General features: G+C 69.5%; 23 protein-coding genes and 2 pseudogenes. 16 read left to right on the forward strand and 9 right to left on the reverse strand.

The window, feature by feature from the left end:
• Window positions 1-65 precede the first annotated feature (65 nt).
• The 3 genes from NM203_RS02580 to NM203_RS02590 are packed head-to-tail and all read left to right on the forward strand — an operon-like array spanning window position 66 to window position 5,394.
• Window positions 66-1,217 (forward strand): metallophosphoesterase family protein, encoded by a 1,152-nt coding sequence (locus NM203_RS02580; RefSeq protein ID WP_255058036.1) that lies wholly within the window; start codon window positions 66-68, stop codon window positions 1,215-1,217.
• A complete protein-coding gene (locus NM203_RS02585; protein WP_255058037.1) occupies window positions 1,214-3,820 on the forward strand; it encodes an AAA family ATPase in 2,607 nt (868 codons plus the stop codon). The genes NM203_RS02580 and NM203_RS02585 overlap by 4 nt, the downstream gene beginning before the upstream one ends.
• Window positions 3,821-3,861: 41 nt before the next feature.
• On the forward strand, window positions 3,862-5,394 hold the full coding sequence (locus NM203_RS02590) for a GMC family oxidoreductase (RefSeq protein WP_255058038.1): 1,533 nt from the start codon (window positions 3,862-3,864) through the stop codon (window positions 5,392-5,394).
• 16 nt (window positions 5,395-5,410) lie between these two features.
• Here NM203_RS02590 and NM203_RS02595 read toward each other — a convergent pair whose 3' ends face one another.
• Genes NM203_RS02595 through NM203_RS02610 form a run of 4 tightly spaced genes read right to left on the reverse strand, consistent with a single transcriptional unit; the run spans window position 5,411 to window position 10,902 of the window.
• Window positions 5,411-7,084 carry an oligopeptide ABC transporter substrate-binding protein OppA gene (locus NM203_RS02595; RefSeq protein WP_255058039.1) on the reverse strand — a complete coding sequence of 558 codons (1,674 nt, stop codon included), beginning with the start codon at window positions 7,082-7,084 and terminating at the stop codon, window positions 5,411-5,413.
• A 58-nt stretch (window positions 7,085-7,142) separates the two neighbouring features.
• Complete coding sequence (locus tag NM203_RS02600; RefSeq protein WP_255058040.1) at window positions 7,143-8,999, reverse strand: oligopeptide ABC transporter ATP-binding protein OppD; 1,857 nt, start codon at window positions 8,997-8,999, stop codon at window positions 7,143-7,145.
• The gene (locus NM203_RS02605; protein WP_255058041.1) at window positions 8,996-9,928 is read right to left on the reverse strand and encodes an oligopeptide ABC transporter permease OppC; all 933 of its coding nucleotides are present in this window, start codon (window positions 9,926-9,928) and stop codon (window positions 8,996-8,998) included. The genes NM203_RS02600 and NM203_RS02605 overlap by 4 nt, the downstream gene beginning before the upstream one ends.
• Complete coding sequence (locus NM203_RS02610) at window positions 9,925-10,902, reverse strand: ABC transporter permease (RefSeq protein ID WP_255058042.1); 978 nt, start codon at window positions 10,900-10,902, stop codon at window positions 9,925-9,927. Before NM203_RS02610 ends, NM203_RS02605 begins: the two co-directional genes overlap by 4 nt.
• Window positions 10,903-11,091: 189 nt before the next feature.
• On the opposite strand from NM203_RS02610, the gene NM203_RS02615 reads away from it, so the two are divergent.
• A complete protein-coding gene (locus tag NM203_RS02615) occupies window positions 11,092-11,352 on the forward strand; it encodes a hypothetical protein (RefSeq protein ID WP_255058043.1) in 261 nt (86 codons plus the stop codon).
• A gap of 42 nt (window positions 11,353-11,394) precedes the next feature.
• On the opposite strand, the gene NM203_RS02620 is transcribed toward NM203_RS02615, so the two are convergent.
• A complete protein-coding gene (locus NM203_RS02620; RefSeq protein WP_255058044.1) occupies window positions 11,395-11,835 on the reverse strand; it encodes a hypothetical protein in 441 nt (146 codons plus the stop codon).
• Window positions 11,836-12,006: 171 nt separating this feature from the next.
• Here NM203_RS02620 and NM203_RS02625 point away from each other — a divergent pair, with 171 nt between their 5' ends.
• The 7 genes and pseudogenes from NM203_RS02625 to NM203_RS33450 all read left to right on the forward strand — a co-directional run.
• Window positions 12,007-12,711 (forward strand): response regulator transcription factor, encoded by a 705-nt coding sequence (locus NM203_RS02625; RefSeq protein ID WP_255058296.1) that lies wholly within the window; start codon window positions 12,007-12,009, stop codon window positions 12,709-12,711.
• A complete protein-coding gene (locus tag NM203_RS02630) occupies window positions 12,689-14,272 on the forward strand; it encodes a sensor histidine kinase (RefSeq protein WP_255058046.1) in 1,584 nt (527 codons plus the stop codon). The genes NM203_RS02625 and NM203_RS02630 overlap by 23 nt, the downstream gene beginning before the upstream one ends.
• 23 nt (window positions 14,273-14,295) lie before the next feature.
• Window positions 14,296-16,221 carry a glycosyltransferase family 39 protein gene (locus NM203_RS02635; RefSeq protein WP_255058047.1) on the forward strand — a complete coding sequence of 642 codons (1,926 nt, stop codon included), beginning with the start codon at window positions 14,296-14,298 and terminating at the stop codon, window positions 16,219-16,221.
• A 5-nt stretch (window positions 16,222-16,226) separates the two neighbouring features.
• Window positions 16,227-17,507 carry a bifunctional glycosyltransferase family 2/GtrA family protein gene (locus tag NM203_RS02640; protein WP_255058048.1) on the forward strand — a complete coding sequence of 427 codons (1,281 nt, stop codon included), beginning with the start codon at window positions 16,227-16,229 and terminating at the stop codon, window positions 17,505-17,507.
• Between the two features lie 19 nt (window positions 17,508-17,526).
• A complete protein-coding gene (locus NM203_RS02645; protein ID WP_255058049.1) occupies window positions 17,527-19,419 on the forward strand; it encodes an ArnT family glycosyltransferase in 1,893 nt (630 codons plus the stop codon).
• Window positions 19,420-19,480: 61 nt separating this feature from the next.
• Window positions 19,481-19,624, forward strand: a pseudogene (locus NM203_RS33445) (carbonic anhydrase); the annotation flags it as partial.
• A 5-nt stretch (window positions 19,625-19,629) separates the two neighbouring features.
• Window positions 19,630-19,803: pseudogene (locus NM203_RS33450) on the forward strand (carbonic anhydrase); the annotation flags it as partial.
• Between the two features lie 12 nt (window positions 19,804-19,815).
• Here NM203_RS33450 and NM203_RS02655 read toward each other — a convergent pair.
• Together NM203_RS02655 and NM203_RS02660 are read right to left on the reverse strand one after the other, a co-directional pair.
• Entirely contained in the window at window positions 19,816-20,229 is a 414-nt protein-coding gene (locus NM203_RS02655) for a PaaI family thioesterase (protein WP_255058050.1), read from the reverse strand.
• 68 nt (window positions 20,230-20,297) lie between these two features.
• Window positions 20,298-20,855 carry a TetR/AcrR family transcriptional regulator gene (locus tag NM203_RS02660; RefSeq protein ID WP_255058051.1) on the reverse strand — a complete coding sequence of 186 codons (558 nt, stop codon included), beginning with the start codon at window positions 20,853-20,855 and terminating at the stop codon, window positions 20,298-20,300.
• Window positions 20,856-20,985: 130 nt separating this feature from the next.
• On the opposite strand from NM203_RS02660, the gene cysD reads away from it, so the two are divergent.
• From cysD to NM203_RS02675, 3 genes are read left to right on the forward strand one after another with little or no spacing between them, the layout of a single operon-like run.
• On the forward strand, window positions 20,986-21,912 hold the full coding sequence (gene cysD, locus NM203_RS02665) for a sulfate adenylyltransferase subunit CysD (protein ID WP_255058052.1): 927 nt from the start codon (window positions 20,986-20,988) through the stop codon (window positions 21,910-21,912).
• Window positions 21,912-23,762 (forward strand): sulfate adenylyltransferase subunit CysN, encoded by a 1,851-nt coding sequence (gene cysN / locus NM203_RS02670; protein ID WP_255058053.1) that lies wholly within the window; start codon window positions 21,912-21,914, stop codon window positions 23,760-23,762. The genes cysD and cysN overlap by 1 nt, the downstream gene beginning before the upstream one ends.
• Window positions 23,759-24,490: a 3'(2'),5'-bisphosphate nucleotidase CysQ gene (locus tag NM203_RS02675; RefSeq protein ID WP_255058054.1), complete on the forward strand. Its 732-nt coding sequence runs from the start codon at window positions 23,759-23,761 to the stop codon at window positions 24,488-24,490. Before cysN ends, NM203_RS02675 begins: the two co-directional genes overlap by 4 nt.
• Here the strand turns inward: NM203_RS02675 and NM203_RS02680 are convergent.
• Together NM203_RS02680 and NM203_RS02685 are read right to left on the reverse strand one after the other, a co-directional pair.
• The gene (locus tag NM203_RS02680; protein ID WP_255058055.1) at window positions 24,477-24,947 is read right to left on the reverse strand and encodes a hypothetical protein; all 471 of its coding nucleotides are present in this window, start codon (window positions 24,945-24,947) and stop codon (window positions 24,477-24,479) included. The two genes, NM203_RS02675 and NM203_RS02680, sit on opposite strands and share 14 nt — an antisense overlap.
• Window positions 24,948-24,995: 48 nt before the next feature.
• On the reverse strand, window positions 24,996-25,193 hold the full coding sequence (locus NM203_RS02685; RefSeq protein ID WP_255058056.1) for an SDR family oxidoreductase: 198 nt from the start codon (window positions 25,191-25,193) through the stop codon (window positions 24,996-24,998).
• Between the two features lie 77 nt (window positions 25,194-25,270).
• Between NM203_RS02685 and NM203_RS02690 the strand changes: the two genes are divergently transcribed.
• Both NM203_RS02690 and NM203_RS02695 read left to right on the forward strand, forming a co-directional pair.
• The gene (locus NM203_RS02690; RefSeq protein ID WP_255058057.1) at window positions 25,271-25,867 is read left to right on the forward strand and encodes a cysteine hydrolase family protein; all 597 of its coding nucleotides are present in this window, start codon (window positions 25,271-25,273) and stop codon (window positions 25,865-25,867) included.
• Between the two features lie 8 nt (window positions 25,868-25,875).
• Window positions 25,876-26,532 carry a pyridoxamine 5'-phosphate oxidase family protein gene (locus NM203_RS02695; protein WP_255058297.1) on the forward strand — a complete coding sequence of 219 codons (657 nt, stop codon included), beginning with the start codon at window positions 25,876-25,878 and terminating at the stop codon, window positions 26,530-26,532.
• The last annotated feature ends 25 nt before the right edge of the window (window positions 26,533-26,557 follow it).

The following is a 26,557-nucleotide window of genomic DNA, read 5'->3' on the forward strand; positions in this document are numbered from 1 at the left end:
CCTACACTCGCCATGCCCGGTTATCGACGAGGCCGTGTCGTCCACAGAGAAGGGGAGCCATCCGGATGCGTTTCATTCACACCGCCGACTGGCAACTCGGCATGACTCGGCACTTCCTGAACGACGAGGCGCAGCCGCGGTATTCGGCCGCACGTCGTGACGCGGTCGCCGGTCTCGGTGCGCTCGTCGCGGAGGTCGGCGCCGAGTTCGTGGTCGTCGCCGGTGACGTGTTCGAGCACAACCAACTGGCCCCAGGGGTGGTGGCGCAGTCGCTGGAGGCCATGCGGGGCATCGGCGTTCCGGTGTACCTGCTGCCCGGCAATCACGATCCGCTCGACGCGGGATCGGTCTACACCAGCCCGCTGTTCACCGCGCAACGTCCCGACAACGTCGTCGTGCTCGATCGCGACGGTGTGATCGACGTGCGGCCCGGTGTCCAGATCGTCAGTGCGCCTTGGCGTTCCAAGAGGCCGACCGTCGATCTGCTCGGTGCCGCGCTCGCCGACCTGACCGGTGACGGCACCATCCGCATCGCCGTCGGCCACGGCGGAGTGGACATCTTCGAACCGGACCGCGAGAAGGCGTCGCAGATCCGGCTGGCCACGGTCGAGGCGGCGCTCGAGCGGCGCGCCGTCCACTATGTGGCGTTGGGCGACAAGCACTCCCGCATGCAGGTCGGCGGTTCGGGCCGGGTGTGGTACTCGGGCTCACCCGAGGTGACGAATTACGACCACGTGGAGCCCGACTCGGGGCACGTGCTGGTCGTGGACGTCGACGAGGACGACGCCGCGCATCCGGTCCAGGTCGACGCCCGCCGGGTCGGGCGGTGGCGCTTCCTCACGCTGCGCCACACCGTCGACAGTGCGCGGGATGTCACCGATCTGGACATCAACCTGGACAACCTGACCGACAAGGAGCGCACGGTCGTTCAGGTCGGGCTCACCGGCACGCTGAGCGTCACCGACATGGCGGCGCTCGACGAGTGCGTCGCCAAGTACAGCCGGCTGTTCGCCGCACTTACCATGTGGGACAAGGAGACCGACGTCGCGGTGCTCCCCGCCGAGGGTGAGTTCGACGATCTCGGTGTGGGCGGCTTCGCGGCGGCGGCAGTCGACGAACTGGTGACTCTCGCGGCAGCGGGCGGTGCGCGGTCCGAGGACGCACAGGCGGCGCTGGCGCTGCTGCGACGCATCGTCGACAGAGGGAGCGCGGCGTGAAACTGCACCGGTTGGTATTGACGAACTACCGCGGCATCTCACATCGCGAGGTGCAGTTCCCCGATCGCGGGGTGGTCGTCATCAGCGGCGCCAACGAGATCGGCAAGTCCTCGATGATCGAGGCCATCGACATGCTGCTCGAGGTCAAGGACCGCTCGACCAAGCGCGAGGTCAAGGACGTCAAGCCCACGCACGCCGACGTCGGCGCGGAGGTGACCGCCGAGATCTCGTCGGGGCAGTACAGGTTCGTGTACCGCAAGCGCTTCCACAAGCAGGCGCAGACGGAGTTGACGGTTCACGCGCCGGTCCGTGAGCAGCTCACCGGTGACGAGGCGCACGAACGCGTGCTGGCCATCCTCGCCGAGACGGTCGACATGGATCTCTGGCGTGCACAACGGATTCTGCAGTCCGGTTCGACCGGGCCGGTAGACCTGTCGGGCAGCGACGCGCTGTCACGGGCACTCGACGCCGCGGCCGGGCAGGCGGCGACGCTCTCGGGCGTGGAGCCGCTGCTGGTCGATCAGATCGACCTCGAGTACCGCCAGTACTTCACCGCGACGGGCAGGCCCACCTCCGAGTGGCTGGCCGCGACCAAGCGACTGCAGCAGGCGGTCGACCGGGTCGCCGAGTGCCAAGCCGCCGTCGACGAGGTCGACGGCGCCGTGGCCCGCCACGGTGAGCTCGCCGAGCGTCTCGCCCGATTGGCCCTGGAACGGTCCGCGGCCGCGCAGCGCCTGGACGCGGCGAAGACCGCCGCGGCAGCGGTGGCGACGATGCGGGGTCGCCTGGACCACGCCCGCGCGCTGGCCGACGCGGTCGGCGCGGCGCACGGGGCGGCGGTGGAGAAGGCGCAGCGTCGCGCCGCGCAGTGCGCCGCGCTCGAGGTGCTCGCCGGCGCCATCGCCGAACTCGATACGGCCGTCGGCGTTGCGACCGCCGAGCACGGCACCGCACAGGCTGCGGCCACGGCTGCGCACGCTGCCGCCGAGAAGTCGCGCGCCGCGGCCGATGAGGCCGACCTCGCCGTGCGCGACGCGCGCAGCGCCGTCGACGCGATCGTGCGGCGCGACGAGGCCGTGCGGTTGGCGGCCCGAGTCGCGAAGCTCGACACCACCGACGACGAACTCGCCGCGGCCGCGCGGGCCCTCGAGGCGGGCACCCTGACGGCGAAGGTGATGAAGGGCATCGAGACCGCGCAGACCGCAGTCGAGGTGCAGGCCGCCAAGGCCGAATCCCTTTCGGCGCGTGTGGAGGTCACCGCGTTGGCCGATCTCGCCCTGAGCGTGGCGGGCAGCTCGGTGGAACTCGCCGCGGGGGCCGTCCACTCGGTGGTCGTGTCGTCGGATACCGACGTCGAGGTCCCCGGTGTGGTCAGCATCCGCGTCGTCCCCGGCGAATCGGCTGCCGACTCGCAGGCGACGCTCGACGCCGCACGGGAGTACCTGGCCTCGCTGCTGGAGGTGGCCGGTGTTGCCGATGTCGATGCCGCGCGCGCCGAGTTCGACCGCCTGCGCGGCGTGTCGTCCGAGCGCGACCGGCTGAGGGCGACCCGCGAGGGCCTGCTGGCGGGCGACGATCTCGACACGCTGCGTGCGAGGCTGACGGCGCTGCGCGACGTCGTGGACGTCTCCGGTGACGCGGACGCCGCCCGCGCCCATCTCGAGTCGGCCGTCGCGGGACATCGCGCTGCCGTCGCTCAGTGCAACGCGCAGCGCATCGCCGCCGAGAAGGCCGCCGCAGCGGTCGCCGACGCGACCACCCGCCTCACCGTGCTGACCGAGAAGGCAGCCGGGTCCCGTGAGCAACTGCGCACGGGCACAGCCGAACTCGACGCGCAGCGTGCAATCGACACCGACGAGCAGTTGGCGGCCACGGCGGCGGACACCGCGCAGCGCACCGCCGAGGCCGTGGCACGGGTGCAGACCCTGACCGCCGAACTCGCCTGCCTGGCGCCCGATGCGGTCGCCTCCGAGCTCGCCGATGCCGCCCGCACCGCCGCCCGCGTGGCGGCATGCCACGACGAGGTCGGCGAGGAACTGCGCGATGTCTCCGCCCAGCTGAAGGTGTACGGCGGTGAGGGCCGCAAGGGCCGCTTGGACGACGCTGAGGCCGAGAGGCAGCACGCCGCCTCCGAGCACGCGCGGCTGAAGCGTCGCTCCGGCGCGGCCGATCTCCTGCGTGCTGTGATGAACCGGCACCGGGACGCGTCGCGGGAGCGGTACGTCGAGCCGTTCCGACGCGAGGTCGAACGGCTGGGCCGCATCGTGTTCGGCGCCGACTTCAAGGTCGAGATCGACTCCGCGCTGCGCATTCTCAGCCGGACGCTGAACGGCTGCACGGTGCCCTACGACTCGCTGTCGGGGGGCGCCAAGGAGCAGCTCGGCATCGTGGCACGCCTGGCGGGTGCCGCACTCGTCGCCAAGGAGGACGGCGTCCCCGTCGTCATCGACGACGCGCTGGGATTCACCGACGCCGTGCGGCTCGCGAAGATGGGTGAGGTGTTCGACGCCGTCGGCGGCGACGGCCAGGTCATCGTGCTGACGTGCGCACCGGACCGGTACGCCTCGGTCGGCGACGCCCAACACGTCGAACTGAGTGCGTAGTTCCGACCACAGCGCCGTGTCGTCCTCCTAGACTCCGCGGGATGGACGCCGACTACATCGTCGTGGGTACTGGCTCGGCCGGCGCCGTCGTGGCAAACCGACTGAGCGCCGCTTCGGACGTGCGGGTGACCGTGCTGGAGGCGGGCCCGCCGGACAAGGACAGGTTCATCCACATCCCCGCCGGGTTCGCCCGGTTGTTTCACAGCGAGACGGACTGGGACTACGCCACCGAGCCGCAGAAGCAGCTCGACGGCCGCGAGATCTACTGGCCGCGTGGCAAGACGCTGGGCGGCTCGTCGTCGATGAACGCGATGATGTGGGTGCGCGGATTCGCCGCCGACTACGACGAGTGGGGTGAGGTCGCCGGGGAGGGGTGGAACTACGCCAACGTCGAGAAGTACTTCACCCGAATCGAATCCGGCCCGCTGGTGGTGTCGGAGCAACGCAGCCCACGCAGCCTGACGGCCGCGTGGCTGGCGGCCGCGGCCGAGTGCGGGTACCGCGTCGAGGAGCCCAACAGCGCTGCGCCGGAGGGGTTCTGCCAGACGATGGTGACCCAGCGCCGAGGTGCGCGGTGGAGTACCGCTGACGCGTACCTGCGACCCGCGATGCGCAGGCCGAACCTCACGGTGATCACCGAGGCGCACGCGACCAGGGTGCTGTTCGACGGCAACCGCGCCGTCGGGGTCGAGTACCAGCACGGCGGTCGACGACAGGTGGTGCGGGCGCGGCGCGAGGTCGTTCTCTGCGGCGGCGCGATCAACAGCCCGCAGTTGCTCATGCTGTCCGGGATCGGCGACCGCGAGTTACTCGCCGACCACGGCATCGACGCCGCGGTGCATCAACCCGAGGTCGGCCGCAACCTGGCCGACCACCTGTGCGTGCCGATGGGATTCGACGCCGACGCCGACACCCTGTTCGCCGCCGAGAAGCCGGGGCAGCTGGTCAACTACCTGCTCCGGCGGCGCGGGATGCTGACCTCCAACGTCGGCGAGGCCTACGGATTCGTCCGCAGCAGAGACGATCTCGAGGTGCCGGATCTGGAACTGATCTTCGCGCCTGCACCGTTCTTCGACGAGGGCCACGGCGACCCGTATCCCCGGCACGCCATCGCCATGGGCCCGATCCTGCTGAAGCCGAAGAGTCGTGGCAGCGTCACGCTGCGCTCCGCGGACCCGTTCGACAAGCCGGTGATCGACCCGCAGTACCTCAGCGATCCCGACGATCGTGACGTGCTGCTGGCCGGGCTACGTATCACCGCGCGAATCGCGCAGAGCCCCGCCATGCGGGCGGTGCTCGGTGCGATCGCCCGCCCGACCGGTGCGACCGAGCTCAGCGACGAGACGCTCGAGACGGCGCTGACGTCGGTATCGCACACCCTGTACCACCCGGTCGGCACGTGCCGGATGGGCACCGACGACGCCAGTGTGGTCGACCCGACGCTCCGGGTCCGCGGCGTCGACGGTCTGCGCGTCGCCGACGCCTCGGTGATGCCCACGATCATCCGCGGCCACACGCACGCTCCCAGCGTGGTGATCGGGGAGAGGGCTTCCGAGCTGATCCTGGCCGGCTGAGTGACGACCGTGAACTCTAGGGCTTCATGAAGCCGATCGCGGAGTAGTTCAGGTCGCCGATCCCCGCGGGGCCGAAGTTCGCCAGATTGCTTCGCACCGCCACGTTTCCGGCCGACTGGAACAACGGCAGGCTGTGGCCGATGTCCCACAGCATCGTGTCGAGTTCGTTGGCGTACTCCCGCGCCTTGGTCGGATCCAGCTCGGCGAGGGTCTTCTCGATCTGTGCGTCGATCTCCGGGCTGCCGATTCGGCCGCGGTTACCCGACCCGTCGCTCGCGTAGATCTGCGTCAGGCTGGACAGTGGGAACGCGTCACCGCCGTAAGCGAATTGGACGATATCGAAGTTGCCGGGGTTGACGTAGTCGCTGAACAGCGACCCGCCGGCGACGGCGCTCAATTGCAGATTGACGCCGATCTGCGCGAGGTTGGCCTGCGCGATCTGGGCGATCTGCCGGGTGCTCTGCGCGTCGTAGAACACGTCGCGGATGGTGAGCTGCCTGCCGTCCTTCTCGCGGAACTGGCCGTTCATCGTCCACCCAAGGGCGTCGAGATCGCGCTTGGCCGCCTCGGCGTCGAACGGAATGCTGTTGTCCTGATAGCCTTCCTGGCCCGCCAGGTAGATGTGATTGTTCAACGGTCGCGGTGTGTCGACCATGCCGCGCTGGCTGATGTCGGCGATCGCCTGCCTGTCGATGCCCTTCATGACGGCGACGCGCAGTTTCGGGTCGGCCAGGATCGAGCCCTCGGCGCCGTTGAACGTGAAGTGGTACCAGCTGTTGGCGGGTGCCCGGCGGATCGCGACGTTGGCGAGCCGCTTGGCCCTGGTGAGGTCATCGAGCGTCGCCAGCCCGACCGCGTCGATCGCGTTGTTCTCCAGGGCCGGGATCTTCGCGTCGTCGGACAGCACGGTGTAGGTGATCGAGTCCAATTTCGGCGGTGTGCCCCACCACTTCGGGTTGCGGGTGAGTGTGACGCGCTGGGCGGCCTTGTCCAGGCCGGTGACGATGAACGGCCCCGCCGACGGACCGGGGGCGTTGAGCTGGCCCTTGTCGAACGCCTCGGGCGTGCCCGTCACCGCCTTGGGGTAGAGGAACGTGTTGCCTGCGAACATGCCCTGCCAGTCGGCATAGTGCCTGGCGAACGTGATGATCGCCTGGCGATCGTCGACGCCGCGCGTGACGCTCGCGACGCGCTCGCTGCCGTTCGGCGAGGCGATTCGGTAGGCGGGGTCGGTGCCCTTGGTCGCGTTGATCTGGGCGGCGATGTCCTCCCAGGTGATCGGGGTGCCGTCGCTCCACACCGCCTTCGGGTTGATCGTGTAGGTGACTTCCTGCGGCTCGGTCTTCGTGAGCTCGACGTTCGTGAAGTAGTCCTTGTTGACCGAGGTTTCACCGTTGGGGGCCACGACGAACGCCCGCGGCATCGTCGGCCGCAGCATGCCGCCGAGCTCGCCGAGGTTTCCGTCGATGTGCAGCGTGTTGAAGTTGGGCGGGTAGCCGGACAGCGACAACCGGAGGGTGCCGCCGTCCTGCAGGGTGGCCGGTTCCTGGGGATTGATGTCGTTGGTGGCGCCCAACTCGGCGTTCCCACCGGGCGACGGCGCCGACTCGGTGCCGCCCGAACAGCCGGTGAGGGTCAGACCGACGACCAGCGCGGCGCTGACGGCGGCGCGAAGTGAACGCAACATCATGATCGCCGATGCTAGAGGTTCGGAGGCTTCGTGGTGGTCAACGCTCCGAAGCGAGCCGTTAGCCGGGGGTCGGCTGCGGCACCGCGGCGAGCAGGCGCCTGGTGTAGTCGTGGCTCGGTGACCCGAAGACGGTGTCGGCGTCGCCCTGTTCGACGATCACCCCGCGATACATCACCGCGACGTCGTGGGCCAGGTGCTTGACCACCGACAGGTCGTGTGAGACGAACAGGTAGGACAGCCCGAACCGCTGCTGCAGATCCAGCAGCAGGTTGATGATGCCCGCCTGGATCGACACGTCGAGTGCGGAGACCGGTTCGTCGAGCGCGAGGATCCTGGGCTGCAGCGCTAGTGCGCGAGCGATGCCGATGCGCTGCTTCTGGCCGCCGGAGAACTCGGCGGGATACCGGCTGGCGTCCTCGCGACGAAGGCCGACGATGCCGAGCAACTCGGCGACCCGCTCGCCGATGCGGGGCGTGTCGTATCCGTTCGCCGTCAACGGCTCGGCCAGCACCTCGTAGATCGGCAGGCGCGGGTCCAGCGATGCGACGGGATCCTGGAACACCACCTGGAGGTCACCGCGCACCTCCCGGCGCGACCGGGTGTCCAGCTGTGCGACGTCGCGCCCGAGCACCTCGATCGAACCACCTTGCGGCGCAGTCAGTTCCAGGATCTGATGCAGTGTGGTGGATTTCCCGGAGCCGGACTCGCCGACGATCGCGAGCGTGCGCCCCTCGTGCAGTTCGAAGCTGATGCCGTCGACCGCGCGGACCTCGCCGATCCGTCGGCGGAACACGATCCCCTTCGTGAGCGGGAAGGTCTTCACCAGGTCGCGCACGCGCAGTACCGCGGGCCCCGCACCGTGGGCCGACTCGTCGGGCGGGGCGGTGGAGACACCGTACAGTTCGGCCGCGCTGCGACCGGCCACGTCGTCCGTGCGAATGCAGGCGGCGGCGTGGTCCGCCGCGATCTCTCGGAGATCCGGTTCGCGCGTGCGGCAGTCGTCGATCACCAGCGGGCACCGCGGTGCGAACGGACACCCCTCGGGCAGGGCGGCCAGCGACGGCGGGGCGCCGGGAATCGGCACCAGCCGGGCGCCCTGAGGCGCGTCGAGCCGTGGTACCGAACCGAGAAGTCCTGCGGTGTAGGGCATTCGACGATCGGCGTACAACGTACCGACCGGCGCGACCTCGACGGCGCGGCCGGCGTACATCACCAGCGCGCGGTCGGCGAACTCGGCGACCACGCCGAGGTCGTGGGTGATGATCAGCACGCCGGCCCCCGTGACGTCGCGCGCCGTCTTCAGCACGTCGAGGATCTGCGCCTGCACGGTCACGTCGAGCGCGGTGGTCGGCTCGTCGCAGATGATGAGGTCGGGGTCGTTGGCGATCGCGATGGCGATGACGACGCGCTGCCGCTCCCCGCCGGACAGTTCGTGCGGGAACGACCGGGCGCGCTGTTCGGGTTGGGTGATGCCCACCAGGTCGAGCAGTTCGACCGCCCGCGCGCGTGCGGCCTGCTTGCCGAGGTCGCGCTGATGGACCCGAAGGGCTTCGGCGATCTGGTCGCCGACGGTGTAGACGGGGGTGAGCGCCGACATCGGATCCTGGAACACCGTGCCGATTCGGGCGCCCCGAATGGCCGACATCCGGTGGTCGCCGAGGCCGATGAGCTCGTCTGAGGCTTCACTGCCCGCTCCGCGCGCGGCGGCCAAACGCACCGACCCCGACACCCGCGCGTGCTCGGGCAGCAGACCGATCAGCGCCATCGCGGTGGCCGACTTGCCGGAGCCCGATTCGCCGACGATCGCGAGCACCTCGCCGGCCTCGACGTGGAAGTCCATCCCGCGGACGGCGGCGACGTCCTCGGTGTCGGTCGGGAACGTGACGTGGAGGTCGGTCACCTCGAGCAGGCTCACGGGCGTCGGCTCCGCTTGGGCCTGCGGCTGTCCGGGTCGAACGCGTCTCGCAGCCCGTCACCGACCAGGTTGGCGCACAACACGATCAGCACCAGCACGCCCGCCGGGAACAGGAACAGCCAGGAGAACGTCAGCACCGAGTTCTTCCCGTCGGCGATGAGCGTGCCGAGGGAGACGTCGGGCGCCTGAATGCCGAAGCCCAGGAAGCTCAGGCCGGTTTCGGCCATGATCGCGACGCCGACGTTGAGCGCGGTGTCGATGATGAGGATGGACGCGACGTTCGGCAGCACGTGCCGCACGATGATCCGGGTGTTGCTGACACCCATGTACCTTGCGGCGGTGACGAACTCGCGTTCCCGCAGGCTCATCGTGAGGCCGCGGACCATGCGCGAACTGATCATCCACCCGAACAGCGAGAACAACACGATCAGCCAGAAGATCCTGGCGTCCTGCCCGAGTCGCGGCGTCACGATGGCCACCAGGATGAAGCTCGGCACCACCAGCAGGAGGTCGACGATCCACATCAGCGCGCGGTCGCGTAACCCGCCGAAGTATCCGGCGACGGCCCCGACCGTCGCGGCGATCAGCGTCGAGGCGAACGCCACGCACACCCCGATCAGCATCGACTTCTGCATGCCCCGCAACGTCTGCGCGAACAGGTCCTGCCCGAGCGCGTTGGTGCCGAACCAGTGCTGCAGCGACGGCGGCTCCTGCAACGCCGTGTAGTCGAGGTCGGAGTAGTCGTACGGCAGCAGCGGCGGCAGAGCGTAGCAGCCGATGAACATGATCGCGAGTACGGCGAGCGCGACGACCGCGGGCGTGTTTCCGAGGAAACGGCGGCGCACCAGGGTTCGTCGCGACGCGAAGACGTTCGGGTCGATGCCGGACTTCGCGGTCGTCGATGAGGTGGTCGTCACGGGTTCGCTCACGACACCCGCACTCTCGGGTCGAGCGCCGCGTAGACGACGTCGGACAGCATTCCCGCTAGCAGGACCGTGACCCCGGTGAAGAGCGTGTACGCGACGACGACGTTGGTGTCCTGATTCGTGATCCCCTGCAACACCCACTCTCCCATCCCGTGCCACGCGAAGATCTGCTCCACGAACACCGAGCCCGTGACGAGACCGCCGACGCTGTAGGCGAACAGCGTCGCCATCGGGATGAGCGCGGTGCGCAGGCCGTGCTTGAACAGTGCCTGACGTCGCGTCAGGCCCTTCGCCCTGGCGGTGCGGATGTAGTCCCTACCGAGTTCGTCGAGCATCGCGTTGCGTTGGTAGCGGCTGTATCCCGCGATGGCGAAGAGCGCCAGCGTGACGGTGGGCAGCACCAGGTGTTTCAGCCGGTCCACGAGTGCGCCCCACGCGTCGGCGGGCGGGGATGCGGATGTCTCCCCGATGTACTGGAACAACTCGAAACCGACAGCGTGGTTGATCGCGTTGGCGGGCAGCATCAGCACCGAGGCGAGCACGAAAGTCGGTGTGCTGATGAGGATCAGCGAGATGATCGTGATGACCCGGTCGGAGAGGTGGTACTGCTGGATGGCACCCCATGCACCGATGACGACGCCGATGACGGTTCCGATGACCGATCCGATGAGCACCAGTCGCAGGCTGACGCCGATGCGCTGCCACAGTTCCGCGGTCACGGGCTGACCCGTGATGGTGAACCCGAGGTCGCCCCGTACGAGGCCCGCCACCCAGTGCACGTAACGCTCCAGCAGCGGCTTGTCGAGGTTGAGCATCATCGCGGTCTGCTGGATGACCTCCGGCGGGGGCTTCGGACTGCGACTCTCCAGACTCTCGAGCGGATTGAACGACCACGACGTCAGCGCGAACGCCATGAACGAGGCGATGACGAGCAGCACCGCGTAGTTCAGCAGGCGGCGCGCCAGGAAGCGCGTCACGCCGCCGCCGCCGCTGTCCGCATGCGCACAGGGTAGGAGATCGGCCCTGCCCGACGTGGGAAGGCCCTGTGAAGTGGCGGTTCGGGCGCGGCGTGTTTCGGCTCCGGCCCCATCGGTTACCCACGCTCACGAAGGGGTTACCGCAGACCTCGAGACGTTGTGTAGTCAACCGAATTGGAGTGATTCACCGTGAAAGGCAAGAACCTGAAACTGGTGGCGGCCACTGCTGGTACCGCTGGACTGCTGGCGATGGGGGCCATCGGAGCATCCTTCAGTGCGATGGCCGAGGAGGAGCCGCCGACGCCCGGCCCGGTCGCGCCGCCCGAGGTCACCACCGGGGAGACCACCACCGACCAGACCGTGCCGCCCACGACGCCGACCACGTCGATCGCGGTTCCGGAGATCGAGGGCCCGGCGCCCCTGGCCCCCGAGCAGGAAGACGCGATGTAGGCGCACGCGAACCAGCTCAGCGCCCCAACCGCTTTCACGGCGCTAACGCAGCGACACGATCGTTGCGTTAGCGCCGTTGCGCGTGGCCCGAATGCTCACCTCGTCGCCCACCTGAAACGGTGGCGCGGTCGCGGTCGCCGGAATCCGATAGACCTGAACGAAACCGTCGGCGCTGCGGGCGGTCACCGATCCGGTGTCGATGGCCGTGATGGTGCCGCGCTGCGACAGTTCGACCGTGAATCCGCCGCGTCCGTCCGCCACCACTGATTCGGCGTGCACCGCGGGGACCGCGTCGGCAGCGGTGTCGTGCACGGCCGGTGGGGGCGCGAACCCCGGCGGCGGGCCGCCGTGCCCGCCCGACGCGCTGAGGCCCCCGCCCGTGGCGGCGTACACGGCGGCGCCGCCCGCTCCGGCGATGGCAGCGGCGACTGCCACCGCCGCCAGCGTGCCGCGCAGGCCCCAGGTGTCCATTCGGCCGTCCATGGGAGCCACTGTGCCGCCGCCGGATGTGGGTCCGCTGTGAACAGCCCAGATGGCCGATATGCGTGGCTTTCACAGCCCGCGCATAGGAACGGCACACCATCCGCCCATCGCGGGGGCGAATAATGGGTCGTCATGGCCACCGCGAACGACTCCGACAACCAGCGCGTCGTCATGCGGCGCGCCGACGGGAAGCCGATCAACGTGCTGGTCGTGGACGACGAGCCGGTGTTGGCCGAGTTGGTGTCGATGGCCCTGCGCTACGAGGGCTGGGACATCGCCACCGCAGGCGACGGCGCCTCGGCCATCGCGATCGCGCGTGATCAGCCGCCGGATGTCGTCGTCCTCGACGTCATGCTGCCCGACATGAGCGGGCTCGACGTGCTCGCCGAACTACGCAAACAGATCCCCGGCCTGCCGCTGCTGCTACTGACCGCCAAGGACTCGGTCGAGGACCGCATCGCCGGCCTCACGGCGGGTGGCGACGACTACGTCACCAAGCCGTTCAGCATCGAGGAGGTCGTGCTGCGGCTGCGCGCCCTGTTGCGCCGCACCGGTGTCGCCGACGAGACCGGTGGATCGCAGCTCGTCGTCGGAGACCTGGTGCTCGACGAGGACAGCCACGAGGTGACCCGCGCCGGCGACACGATCACGTTGACGGCGACGGAGTTCGAGCTCCTGCGATTCATGATGCGCAACGCCAAGCGGGTGCTGAGCAAGGCGCAGATCCTCGACCGGGTGTGGAGCTACGACTTCGGAGGCCGCTCCAACATCGTCGAGCTCTACGTCTCGTATCTGCGCAAGAAGATCGACACCGGTCGCGAGCCCATGATCCACACGCTGCGGGGCGCCGGTTATGTGCTCAAGCCCGCACGCTGAGGCCAGCCGGTGGTCGCCGCGGACGTGGACGCTTCGGGTGCGGCTGCTCGTCACGGTGGTCGCCCTGCTGGCGGTGGTGTGCGCGGTCATCGGTGTGGCGACAGAGGTTGCGCTGCACCGGTTTCTGATGCAGCAGCTCGACGTCCAGCTCGTCGACGCCGGCAGGCGTTCGGCCGCGATATCCGAGATGCCCCCGCCGCCCGATCCCGAGATGCGCGGGCCGCGACCGGGGGCGGACGGCCCGTCGATGCCCGGCTACCGCGAGCGGTTCGACCCGGAGGCGGGACCCGGTCCCGCGTTCCTGAACGCCCCCGGCCAGGCCACGCTGACCGTCGGCGCGGTGGTAACGAGCCGCGGCGTCGACGCGGGCGTCATCACCGCGGACGGCGGCCGGTCGACCCTGACCGCGACAGCCGAGGCCCAACTGGGTGCGGTGCCGCCGGACTCCACCGCCCGCACCCTCGAACTCGACGGGCTGGGCACCTACCGGGTGATCGGGCTCCGTCAGCGACACGGCGGCCAGACGATCATCACCGGCCTGCCCATGGCCGACATCAACCGCACGCTGCTCTGGGTCGTCGGCATGTTCTGCGTGGTGTCCGTGGTCGCCGTGCTCGCCGCCACGACCGCAGGCATCGTGCTCATCCGGCGCCAACTCGCCCCGCTGTCACGGGTTGCCGCCGCGGCCCGTGAGGTCGCGGACCTCGAGCTGGACCGCGGTGAGGTCCGGCTGCCGACGCCGATCGTGCGGGTGGACCCCGACGCGGTGCACACCGAGGTCGGTCAACTCGGCACCGCGCTGAACCGGATGCTCGACCGCATCGCGGGCGCGCTGTCGGCGCGCCACGCCAGCGAGACCAGGGTGCGCAGATTCGTCTCCGACGCCAGCCACGAACTGCGCACCCCGCTGGCGGCGATCCGCGGCTACACCGAACTGGTGCAGCGCAAGCGCAACGACCTGCCGGACGACGTCGCGCACGCGATGAGCCGCGTCGAGTCGGAGGCCGAACGCATGACACAGCTGGTCGAGGACATGCTGCTGCTCGCGCGCCTCGACGAGGGCAGGCCGCTGGCGAGCGAATCGGTGGATCTGTCCCGCCTCGTCGTCGATGCGGTCAGCGACGCCCACGTCGCAGGCGCCGACCACGAGTGGACTGTCGAGCTACCCGAGGAACCGGTCGTGATCACCGGTGACGAGGCACGGCTGCACCAGGTGCTGGCCAACCTGCTCGCCAACGCGCACCTGCACACCCCGGCGGGCACCACGGTGGTCACGTCGCTGAGCCGGCGTGACGGCACTGCGGTGCTGACGGTCGCCGACGACGGCCCCGGTATCCCCGCGACCCTGCGGCCCGAGATCTTCGAGCGGTTCGCCCGCGGCGACTCGTCGCGATCCCGCCGCGGCGGCAGCACCGGCCTCGGGCTGGCGATCGTGGCCGCCGTGGTGCGAGCGCACCGCGGCACGATCGACGTCCGAAGTGCGCCCGGCAGCACCGAATTCGTCGTGACACTCCCGGTCGGCTCACAGTTGACGCACAGCGCGGTCAATACCGGCGCCTAGCGTCGCAGGCCATCATCGAACCGATGACTGCCGTACTGTCGCGCGCGAACACCGCCGACATCGTCGACCCCGTGTCCGATATCCCGTCCTTCGGATGGTGGGAGCGGGTGCGCCTCGGGGTGCTTCTCGCGGTGACCGCGGCGATGTACCTGTGGAACCTCTCGGCGAGCGGCTGGGCCAACGCCTTCTACTCCGCTGCCGCGCAGGCGGGCGCCGACAGTTGGACGGCGATGCTGTTCGGCTCCAGCGACGCCGGGAACGCCATCACGGTCGACAAGACGCCCGGTGCGCTCTGGATCGTCGACCTCTCGGTGCGGCTCTTCGGGCTGAATTCGTGGAGCGTGCTGGTGCCGCAGGCGCTCATGGGTGTCGCGGCGGTCGCGGTGCTGTACGCGGCGGTGCGCCGGGCGGCCGGACCGAGCGCTGCGCTCATCGCGGGCTGCGTGCTGGCGCTGACCCCCGTGGCGGCGTTGATCTTCCGCTTCAACAACCCCGACGCGCTGCTGGTGCTGATGCTCGTCGTGGGCGCCTACTGCGTGCAGCGCGCCTGCGAGGAGGACGCCAGCCGATGGTGGCTGGTGGGTGCCGGCGCCGCCGTGGGGTTCGGCTTCCTCGCGAAGATGCTGCAGGCGTTCCTGGTGCTGCCCGCGTTCGCCGCCGCCTACCTGTGGTCGGCGTGGGCACCGCTGCGCAGCCGATTAGTCGGTCTGACAACGGCTTTGGCGGCCCTCGTCGTATCCGCTGGCTGGTACCTGGCCCTCGTCGAACTCTGGCCCGCGTCGTCGCGACCGTACATCGGCGGGTCGCAGCACAACAGCATCCTCGAACTCGCGCTGGGCTACAACGGGATCGGACGCCTCACCGGAAACGAGACGGGCGGCCTCGGCAACCTGAACTTCGACGTCGGCTGGGGCCGGCTGTTCGACCGGGGGATGGGCGCCGACATCGCCTGGCTGCTCCCCGCCGCACTGGTGTGCCTGGTGGCCGGGCTCGTCATCACGAGGAGGGCGGGTCGCACCGACCCGACCCGCGCCGCGCTGGTGCTGTGGGGCGGTTGGCTGGTCGTGACGGCGGTGGTGTTCAGCTTCGCCAACGGCATCGTGCACCCGTACTACACCGTTGCGCTGGCCCCGGCGATCGGTGCGTGCGTCGGGATCGGCTCGGTGCTGCTGTGGCGGCACCGCCGCGACGTCCGCGCGGCGACGGCGATGGCGACCACGGTGCTCGTCACCGGCGTACTCGCGGCGGTGCTGCTGGCGAGGCACGAGGACTGGCACCCCTGGCTGCGCGCCGCGGTAGCCGTCCTCGCGGTGGCGGCGGCGGTCCTGCTGCTGGTCGTCGGCAGACTGCCGCGCCGGGTGGCGTGGGGAGTCGGCGCGCTCGCGATCGTCGCGTGCCTCGCCGGACCCGCGGCGTTCACGGTGGCCACCGCGGCGGCCCCGCATAGCGGCGCGATCCCGTCGGTCGGCCCGGCCGGGCGGCACGGTGGGTTCGGCGCATTCGGCGGACCCGGCGGACTGCTCGAGTCCCCGCAACCCGGCCCCGCGCTCACCGCGCTGCTCGCCGACGCGGGGCAGTACCGGTGGACCGCAGCGGTTGTCGGCTCCAACAACGCCGCCGGGTACCAGCTGGCCAGTGGCGAGCCGGTGATGGCGGTCGGCGGCTTCAACGGCACCGACCCCGCGCCGACGCTGGCGGAGTTCAAGACGCTGGTCGGCGAAGGCGAGGTGCACTACTTCATCAGCGGCCGTTCCATGACGGGCATGTTCGGCGGTGGCCACAGCAGTGGCAGCCGCGAGGCCGCCGACATCGCCACCTGGGTGGCGGGCGCGTACTCCCCGATCCGCGTCGACGGCGTCGTGCTGTACGACCTCACGTCGGCGCCGCGGGATTCACAGCCTGCGCATAGCGTGCACCAACTGCCGGCACACCCCGCCGCTCGACGATAGGTGTCATGACCGAAACGGTTCTCGCCCCCAGCCTGCGCTTCGAGTCCCGCCCCAACGCCGCGCTCGTCGCGCGGCGGTTGTCGGTGCCGGTGCTCGACGTCGTCGTCCCCGTCTACAACGAGGAGGCGGCGCTAGCCGACTCGATCCACCGGCTGCATCGACACCTGACCGACAGCTTCCCGTATCCGGTGCGGATCACGATCGCCGACAACGCCAGCGTCGACGAGACGCCGCGCATCGCAGCCGAACTCGCGACCGAACTGAGTGACTTCCGGGGCGAGCGAAGCGACGGGGGTGTTGAAGTACGCGTGGTCCGGCTCGAGGAGAAGGGCCGGGGCCGGGCGCTGCACCGGGTGTGGGCCGAGTCCGACGCGCAGGTGCTGGCCTACATGGACGTCGACCTGTCGACCGACCTGGCGGCCCTGGCGCCCCTGGTGGCGCCGCTGATCTCCGGGCACTCCGACCTCGCGATCGGAACGCGGCTCGGCCGCGGCGCTCGCGTCGTGCGAGGCGCCAAGCGCGAGTTCATCTCCCGCTGCTACAACCTGATCCTGCGGTCGACGCTGTCGGCCCGCTTCTCCGACGCGCAGTGCGGGTTCAAGGCGATCCGTGCCGACGTCGCCGAACGACTTCTCCCGCACGTGGCGGACACCGGCTGGTTCTTCGACACCGAACTGCTGGTGCTCGCCGAGCGCAGCGGGCTGCGCATCCACGAGGTGCCGGTCGACTGGGTCGACGATCCGGACAGTCGCGTCGACATCATCGCCACCGCGGCAGCCGATCTGCGCGGTGTCGGACGCCTGCTGAGTGGCTTCGCCAAAGGCTCGATCCCCGTCAACGCCATTGCCGCCCAGCTGAGTTCGGGCCGGACCGCGGCGGCACCGGGGTCGCTGTTCCGGCAGGTCGTGCGATTCGGCGCGGTCGGGGTGGCCTCGACACTGGCGTACCTGCTGCTGTTCGTGCTGCTGCACCCGTCGATGGGTGCCCAGGTGGCCAACCTGGTGGCCCTGCTGGTGACGGCGGTCGGCAACACCGCTGCGAACCGCCGCTTCACGTTCGGCGTCGGCGGCCGCTCCAGAGCCGCGCGCCACCACGTCGAGGGGCTCATCGTGTTCGGCATCGCGCTCGCGATCACCAGCGGCGCGCTGGCCGGACTGCACGCCGTCGTAGACCAACCGCACCGAATGATCGAACTCACCGTGCTGGTGCTGGCCAACCTGGTGGCCACCGCCGTGCGCTTCGTCCTCCTGCGCGGCTGGGTGTTTCACCCCCGCCGGACCCGCTGACCGAAACCGAGGAACACCGATGACACTCACGATCGACGCCGCGCCCGAGCCCGCGGCACCCGAGAAACCCGTCGACCCGCGCTGGGCCCGCCCCGGTGTGCTGGCCCTCCTGGTGGGCACCGCCGTGCTGTACCTGTGGGGGCTCGGTTCGTCGGGCTGGGCCAACAGCTACTACGCCGCAGCGGCGCAGGCGGGCACGCAGGACTGGAAGGCCTGGCTGTTCGGCTCGCTCGACGCGGGGAACGCGATCACCGTCGACAAGCCACCCGCGGCGATGTGGGTGATGGGGTTGTCCGGCAGGGTGTTCGGCTTCAACGCGTTCACCATGCTGTTGCCGCAGGCGCTGATGGGGGTGGCCGCGGTCGCGCTGCTCTACCTCGCGGTGAAGCGGGTCAGCGGCCCTGGTGCCGGTCTCATCGCGGGCGCCGTGCTCGCGCTGACGCCGGTGTCCGCGTTGATGTTCCGCTACAACAACCCCGATGCGCTGCTGGTGTTGCTGCTCGTCGTCGCGGCCTACTGCACCGTGCGTGCGATCGAGAACGGCAGCACGCGCTGGATGGCGCTGACGGGCTGCGCCATCGGCTTCGCGTTCCTCACCAAGATGCTGCAGGCGTTCCTGCCGGTGCCCGCCCTGGCCCTGGCGTTCCTGATCGCCGCACCGACGGGACTGTGGAAGAGGTTGGGCGCGTTGGCCGTAGCCGGTATCGCCGTGGTGGCGTCGGCGGGCTGGTACATCGCGCTGGTCAGCCTCTGGCCCACCGATTCGCGGCCCTACATCGCGGGTTCGACCGACAACTCCCTGCTGCAACTGGCGTTGGGCTACAACGGCCTCGAGCGCATCACCGGCGGTGAGGGCGGCGGGCCGGGTGGCGGACCGGGCGGAGGCGGTGGTCCGCCGGGAGGCAACGTGTTCTTCGGCGGGGACCCCGGCATCACCCGGATGTTCGGCGCGTCGTTCGGCGCCGAGGCGTCGTGGCTGCTGCCCGCTGCACTCATCGGCATCGTCGCCGTCGGGTGGCTGACGTGGCGGACGGCCAGGACCGATCGCCTGCGCGCGAGCCTGGTGCTGTGGGGTGGATGGCTGTTGATCACCGCTGCCGTGTTCAGCTTCATGGACGGCACGGTGCACCCGTACTACACGGTGGCTCTCGCGCCGGCGATCGCCGCGATGGTCGGCATCGCGACCGCGGAGTTGTGGCGCCGCAGGGGGTCCCGCGTGTGGCGGTCGGTACTCGCGCTGACGCTCGCCGTGACCGGCGCGTGGGCGTTCGCTCTGTTGCGTCGCGCTCCGGACTGGCTGCCCGCGCTGCGCTGGGTCATCGTCGTCGGCGCCGTCGTCCTGGCGGTGGTGCTGGTGTTCGGCCTGCAGCGGTTGGGCCGCGCCACCGCTGCGGTGGCCGCGGCGGCGGTGCTCGTCGGCCTCGCGGGCAGCACGGCGTTCGCGGTGTACAACGCCACGCAGACGCACAGCGGCCCCGGCACCATGTCCGGCCCGGTGAAGGTCGACATGTTCGGCGGCCACGGGGGACCGGGTGGCCCCGGCGGACCGTTCGGGGATCGCGACAACACGGCGGTCGAGGCGCTGGTCGAGGGATCCGACGCCCGCTGGGCGGCCGCCGGTATCGGCTCGATGCAGGTCAGCGATCTCGAGCTGAAGACCGGAAAGTCGCTCATGGCCATCGGCGGCTTCACGGGCGGTGACCCGTCACCGACCCTCGAGCAGTTCCAGCAGTACGTCGCCGACGGGCAGGTGCGGTACTTCCTGCCCAACGACCGGCGCGGACCGGGCGGGCCCCCCGGCCACGACTCCGGCTCGGCGGCGGACATCACCGCCTGGGTCGAGCAGAACTTCGCCAAGCTCGAGGTGGGCGGCTCGACCGTCTACGACCTCTCCCAACCCCTCACCCCCTAGCGATTTGTGCACCCGCAGGAGCGCTCACCGCTCCCGCGGGTGCACGAATCGCGGAGAGTAGAAGGGCGTCGCGGTCGTGGCGTGCATGGACGCCCGTATCGACGTCTATCGGGTGTTGGGGCTGAACGACGGTGAGGCGCATGTCATCCGCAACGCGGGCGGGGTGATCACCGACGACGAGATCCGGTCGCTGGCCATCAGCCAGCCGGGGACGAGACCGGACTCAAGCCGGAGTGGGCCGCTGAGGCGTTCGCCGACGTCGACGAGGACGTCCGGCAGTCGCTGCGCCGCATCGAGGCGAGCCCGTTCGTCACCAAGCACACCTCGGCGCGGGGATTCGTGTTCGACGTCGCCACCGGCAAGCTGAACGAGGTCACCCTCTAGGGCCGCATGGGGTCAGCCGACTTTGTAGGTCGCGATCGCCTTGGCGACGAGGTCGCCGTCCGGGGTGACGACGTCGACGTCGCAGGTGACGAGCGACTTGCCCTGCCGCAGCACGCGGCCCACACCGATCAACTCGGTGGCGCGGGCGGGTGCGAGAAACTGGATGGACATCGACACCGTGACGCCGCGCAGCGAGTGCGCCTCCCGGACGCCCGCCCACGCGGCCGCCATCACGGTGACGTCGGCGAGCGCCGCGATCGCGCCGCCGTGCACCATGTCGCCGAGTGTGACGTTGGTCGGATCCCACGGCATGCGCAGCCGCACCTCGTCGCCGTCCAGCGAGTCGGCCACGATGCCGAGTTTGGTCACGAAGGGGGACTGCGGCAGGAACTGCGCCATGACCTCGGCGCCGATCGGAGTGCTCATGATCAACGAGTGTGCGAGGTGGCGCGCCGCCGCTCAATGACGTGTCAGGTAATGGTGGTGGTTACGTCCTAATCGGTGGCCTTCGCGACCGTCACCAGCGTCGCCGCGGTGCGTGCGCAGAACCCCTCGGCATCGGTCAGGCCCCGCGTCATCGCCCGCGTGAAGGTGGCGGCGACGAGCAGGTCGAACACGTCGTCGGCGCGGTGACCGAACTCGCCGAGCAGGTCGGTCATCAGGCGTCGGACGTCGGATTCCGACCGCACCACCAGGCGCTCGTACAACTCCTCGTCGCGGTGGTAGGCCGCGAGCAGGCCGGGGAGGGCCGCGCGGGTCACCGGGTTGGCGAGCCACTCGAGGAACGTCGCCACCCAGGCGTGCAGATCGGCGCGCAGGTCACCGGTGGCCGCGGGTAGCGGTGCCGGGTGGGGATGGGCGAACGCCGCGTCCTCGACGAGCGCCTCCTTACTGGCCCAGCGGCGGTAGATCGTCGGGGCGCCGACATTGGCGCGCCTGGCGATCGCGACGACGGTCGTGCCCTGATATCCCTCCTCGACCAGCAGGTCGCGCGTGGCCTCGAGCACGGCGACGTCCTTCTCGGGATCGCGCGGCCGCCCGGGCGCTGACATCGGTGCACTCATTACGTTGCACACGATAACGGAATCAAGCGCGGAATCGTTGACACATCCCCGCGGCGGCACGTACATTCCTGGGCATGATTGCAATTCTGGCTAACTCTACCAACTTAAAGAGGAAGTCGTGACGGTCACCGAGGACATCGATCAGGCGGGGAAGTACGAGCTCAGCCATCTCAGGTCGCTGGAGGCCGAGGCCATCCACATCATCCGCGAGGTCGCCGCGGAGTTCGAGAAGCCCGTGCTGCTGTTCTCGGGCGGCAAGGACTCGATCGTCATGCTGCACCTGGCGATCAAGGCGTTCCGGCCCGGTCGGCTGCCGTTCCCGGTGATGCACGTCGACACCGGGCACAACTTCGACGAGGTGCTGCAGGCGCGCGACGAACTCGTCGCCGAGAGCGGCGTGCGTCTCGTGGTCGCCAAGGTGCAGGACGACATCGACGCGGGACGCGTCGTCGAGACCATCCCGTCGCGCAACCCGATGCAGACGTTCACGCTGCTGCGCGCCATCCGCGAGAACAAGTTCGACGCGGCATTCGGCGGCGCCCGGCGCGACGAGGAGAAGGCGCGCGCCAAGGAGCGGGTGTTCAGCTTCCGCGACGAGTTCGGCCAGTGGGATCCGAAGAGCCAACGGCCCGAACTGTGGAACCTGTACAACGGCAGGCACCGCAAGGGCGAGCACATCCGCGTCTTCCCACTGTCCAACTGGACCGAGTTCGACATCTGGTCCTACATCGGCGCCGAGAAGATCAAGCTGCCCTCGATCTACTACGCACACCAGCGGCAGGTGTTCGAGCGCGACGGCATGCTGCTGGCGCTGCACAAGTTCCTGCAGCCGCGCAAGGACGAGAAGGTCGTCGAGAAGACCGTGCGGTTCCGCACCGTCGGTGACGTCACCTGCACCGGCTGCGTCGAGTCCGAGGCGGCGACGGTGTCAGAAGTCATTGCAGAGACCGCGATTTCGCGGCTCACCGAGCGTGGCGCTACCCGCGCCGACGACCGGATCTCCGAAGCGGGAATGGAAGATCGTAAGCGGGAAGGCTACTTCTGATGGCGACACTGTTGAGGATCGCCACCGCGGGCTCGGTGGACGACGGTAAGTCGACGCTGATCGGCCGGCTGCTGTACGACAGCAAGGCCGTCATGGAGGACCAGCTGGCCGCCGTCGAGCGGACCTCCAAGGAACGCGGAAACGATTACACCGACCTGGCTCTGGTGACCGACGGCCTGCGTGCCGAGCGTGAGCAGGGCATCACGATCGACGTCGCCTACCGCTACTTCGCGACATCCAAACGCAAGTTCATCATCGCCGACACCCCCGGGCACATCCAGTACACCCGGAACATGGTCACCGGCACCTCGACCGCGCAACTCGCGATCGTGCTCGTCGACGCCCGGCACGGGTTGCTCGAGCAGTCGCGCAGGCACGCGTTCCTGGCGTCGCTGCTGGGCATCCGGCACATCGTGCTCGCCGTCAACAAGATGGACCTGGTCGACTGGGATCAGCAGCGGTTCGAGTCGATCCGCGACGAGTTCCACGAGTTCGCCGCGCGTCTGGACATCCACGACGTCACGACCATCCCGCTGTCGGCGCTCAACGGCGACAACGTCGTTACGAAGTCCGACGTCACGCCGTGGTACGACGGACCCGCGCTGCTGAGCCATCTCGAAGACGTCTACATCGCGGGTGACCGCAACCTCGTCGACGTCCGCTTCCCAGTGCAGTACGTCATCCGGCCGCAGACCCACGAGCACGCCGACCACCGCAGCTACGCGGGCACCATCGCCAGCGGCGTGATGCGCCCCGGCGACGAGGTGGTGGTGCTGCCTGCGGGCAAGACCAGCCGGATCACCGATATCGAAGGGCCGAGTGGCCCTGTCGCCGAGGCGTTTCCGCCGATGGCGGTGTCGATCAGCCTCGCCGACGACATCGACATCTCGCGTGGCGACCTCATCGCCCGCCAGAAGAACCAGCCGCATGCGACGCAGGAATTCGACGCCATGGTGTGCTGGATGGCCGACGCGACAGCGCTCGAGCCCGGCCGCGAGTACGTCATCAAGCACACCACCCGCACCACCCGGGCCAGGGTGACCGGACTCGGCTACCGCCTCGACGTCAACACGCTGCACCGGGACAAGAGTGCAACGGCGTTGAAGCTCAACGAACTCGGCCGGGTCACGCTGCGCACCCAGGTGCCGCTGCTGCTCGACGAGTACTCGCGCAACTCGGCCACGGGGTCGTTCATCCTGATCGACCCCGACACCAACGGCACGGTCGCCGCGGGCATGGTCCGGGACACGACGCCCGTGGAGAGCCGTGCCGCGACGCCGAACACCGTCCGGCATCAGTCGTTGGTGTGCGCCGACGACCGATTGTCGAAGGGGCGCACCATCTGGTTCACCGGGCTGTCCGGATCGGGCAAGTCGTCGGTGGCGGTGCTGGTGGAGCAGAAGCTGCTCGAGAGGGGTTGCCCCGCATACGTTCTCGACGGCGACAACCTGCGCCACGGGCTCAACGCCGATCTCGGCTTCTCGATGGCCGACCGCGCCGAGAACCTGCGACGGCTCGCTCACATCGCCACGCTGATGGCCGATTCCGGGCTCACCGTGCTGGTGCCCGCGATCAGTCCGCTCGAGGAGCATCGCGACCTGGCCCGAAAGGTGCACTCGGACCAGGGCTTCGACTTCTACGAGGTGTTCATGGACACCCCGATCGAGGACTGCGAGGCGCGCGACCCGAAGGGGCTGTACAAGAAGGCGCGGACCGGTGAGATCACTCACTTCACGGGGATCGACAGCCCGTATCAGCGGCCGAAGAACCCGGATCTGCGACTGGTGCCCGGCCCGTCGCCCGACGAGTTGGCCGAGCAGGTCGTCGCCCTGCTGAAGGTGCAGCCGTGACGGACCACGACGTCGCCGCGCGGCTGGCCACCGAAGCGGGCGAACTGCTGCTGAAGGTGCGGGTGGAGTTCGCCGACGCCGAGTCGAAGGAACGCAAAGCGGCGGGGGACAAGCGGTCCCACGATTTCCTGATGGCGGCGCTGGCCAAGGAACGCCCCGGTGACGCGGTGCTCTCGGAAGAGGGTGCCGACGACAAGGTGCGCCTGACCTCGGACCGGGTGTGGATCATCGACCCGCTGGACGGTACCCGCGAGTTCTCCGAGCTCGGACGCGAGGACTGGGCCGTGCACGTCGCCCTCTGGGAACGCGGCGAACTCGTCGCCGGCGCCGTGGCGCTACCCGCGCAGGGCGTCACGCTGGCGACCCCAGACGTTCCCGCCCCCGCGGCCTCGCCGGTCCCGCCGCGGATCGTCGTGTCGCGCACCCGCCCGCCCGCCGTCGCGCTGGCGGTCCGTGACGCGCTGGGCGGAACCCTGGTCGAAATGGGTTCCGCGGGAGCCAAAGTCGCGTCGGTCGTGCAGGGCGTCACCGACGTGTACGTGCACTCCGGCGGTCAGTACGAGTGGGATTCCGCGGCACCCATCGCGGTGGCCCGCGCCGCCGGGCTGTACACCTCTCGGATTGACGGCTCGCCGCTGATCTACAACCAGGACGACGTGCTGCTGCCCGATCTGATCGTGTGCCGACCCGAACTCGCCGACGCGGTACTGGCCGTCACGACCGCCTAGCCAGCGGCACGTTCTCGTCGCCGATTCCGGGGCACGCTGTCACGATCTCGTGGAGCGCCTCGTTCATGCGCGTCGTCGCCGTGAAGTACTCCCTGCTGGGAGTCGTTGGATGGGCAGGACTCACGCGACCCCGGCTGAGCAGGTCGAAGGCGTCGGCGACGTCGTTCAGCCTCGCCCGGAGCTCAGCGGACGGCACCTGCGCTGCTCTCGCGCGGATGTCGTCGGCGGCCTTGGCCTCCCGCGCAGCGGCCGACGCGTAGTCGGGTTCCTGTTCCCCCGGCTCGCGGGGGTCGACATCGGGCGGAAGCGTCGACATGACAGCGGGCATGGTGTCGCCCCACGGTTGCAGCGCGCTCTCGGCTCGCCGGCAGTCAGGGCTCAGTTGATCGTCGGCATCTGCGCAGCCGACCAGAACACCCGCACACAACGCCGCAACGACGATCCCGCGCTTCTGCACGGTCTGAGCCTAAGGTCAGTCGGGCATACAGCCGGACACGAATTCGGCCTAGTCCATGCCGTTGGCGAGCGTGATCGACTCGCCGGAGCGGCACCGCACCTGATCGGACACCAGGTACAGCACGGCGTTCGCGACGTCCTGTGGATCGAGCAGGCCCGGCTGGTACCGGCCCTGTGCGAACACCTCTTCCGCGTTCTCGACGCTGCGCACGGTCTCGCAGAGCACCCTGTCGTCCAACAAACCCATTCGCTCGTACCCCAGGGTCGGACTCTCCCCGTTCGGACTCCGTCGTCGGACCGATCTCATCGGACTACCCTTCAACCATGACGAGACCGACGTTGCGTGACCTGGCCGGACTGCCGACCGTACCCCAGCCCCTCGCCGACTCGACGCTGGTGCTGATCGACTGCCAGAACACCTACACCCACGGCACGATGGAACTCGAGGGCGTACAGGCGGCGCTGGACGAAGCCGCCGTCCTGCTCGACCGGGCGCGCACCGCGGGCGCTCCGGTCATCCACATCCAGCACTCCGACGGACCGGGGTCGCTGTACGACATCGACGGCGAGACCGGGGCGATCGTCGCGCAGGTGGCGCCGCGCGACGGTGAGCCCGTCGTGATCAAGCAGTACCCGAACTCGTTCGTGCAGACCGACCTCGACGAGAAGCTGAAGGCGATCGGAGCGACGAATCTCGTGCTGGCCGGGTTCATGACGCACATGTGCGTCAACTCCACGGCGCGAGGCGCTTTCAACCTGGGTTACGCTCCGACGGTTGTCGCCGCGGCCGCCGCGACGCGGTCGTTGGCCGGGGTCGGCGGCGTCCCGGTGTCCGCGCAGGACCTGCACGCGGCCAGCCTGGCCGCGATCGCGGACCTGTTCGCCATCGTCGTCCCCGACGCCGCCGCAGTACCGGAGTAGCGCCCGTGGTGCCGCAGCCGTCGACGAAGGTGAGTCGGCTCGACGAGAAGCAGTCGACGTCGCGTAGCAACCTCGATGCCCTGCTGGACGCCACGCCGCTGGCGACGGTCGCGTTGGTCCGGGACGGGCACCCGGTCGTCTTCCCGACGGGATTCGCCCGCATCGGAAGCGAATTGGTGATCCACGGCTCCACCGGGTCACCGTGGATGCGCGCCCTGGCCGAAGGTGCCGACGCCGCGGTGTCGGTGACCGCACTCGACGGAGTGGTGGTGGCCCGCAGCGCGTTCGAGTCGTCGTTCCGGTACCGAAGTGCGGTCGTGTTCGGGGTGTTCGAGACGGTGCCCGCCGAGGAGAAGGTCGGCTATCTCAACGCGGTGACCGACAAGTTCATCCCCGGCCGGGTCGGCGAACTCCGCGCGAGCACACGCAAGGAACTCGCCGCGACGCTGACGTTGCGCATGGCGATCGGCGCGGACAACTGGTCGCTCAAGATCAGCGCGGGCTGGCCGGAGGATCCGGACGAGGACGTCGCCGGTGACGCGTGGGCGGGCGTCGTGCCGATGACGGTGACCTACGAAACACCGCAATCCGCACCGGATCTCAGGCCCGGTATCGCGATACCCGACTCCGTGCGCGCGTTGGCTGCCGGTCGCGGTCCCGACTAGGATTTTTTGTCGTACTGTGGTGCCA

This window comes from Mycolicibacterium arenosum, from assembly GCF_024320865.1.
Lineage (GTDB): Bacteria > Actinomycetota > Actinomycetes > Mycobacteriales > Mycobacteriaceae > Mycobacterium > Mycobacterium arenosum.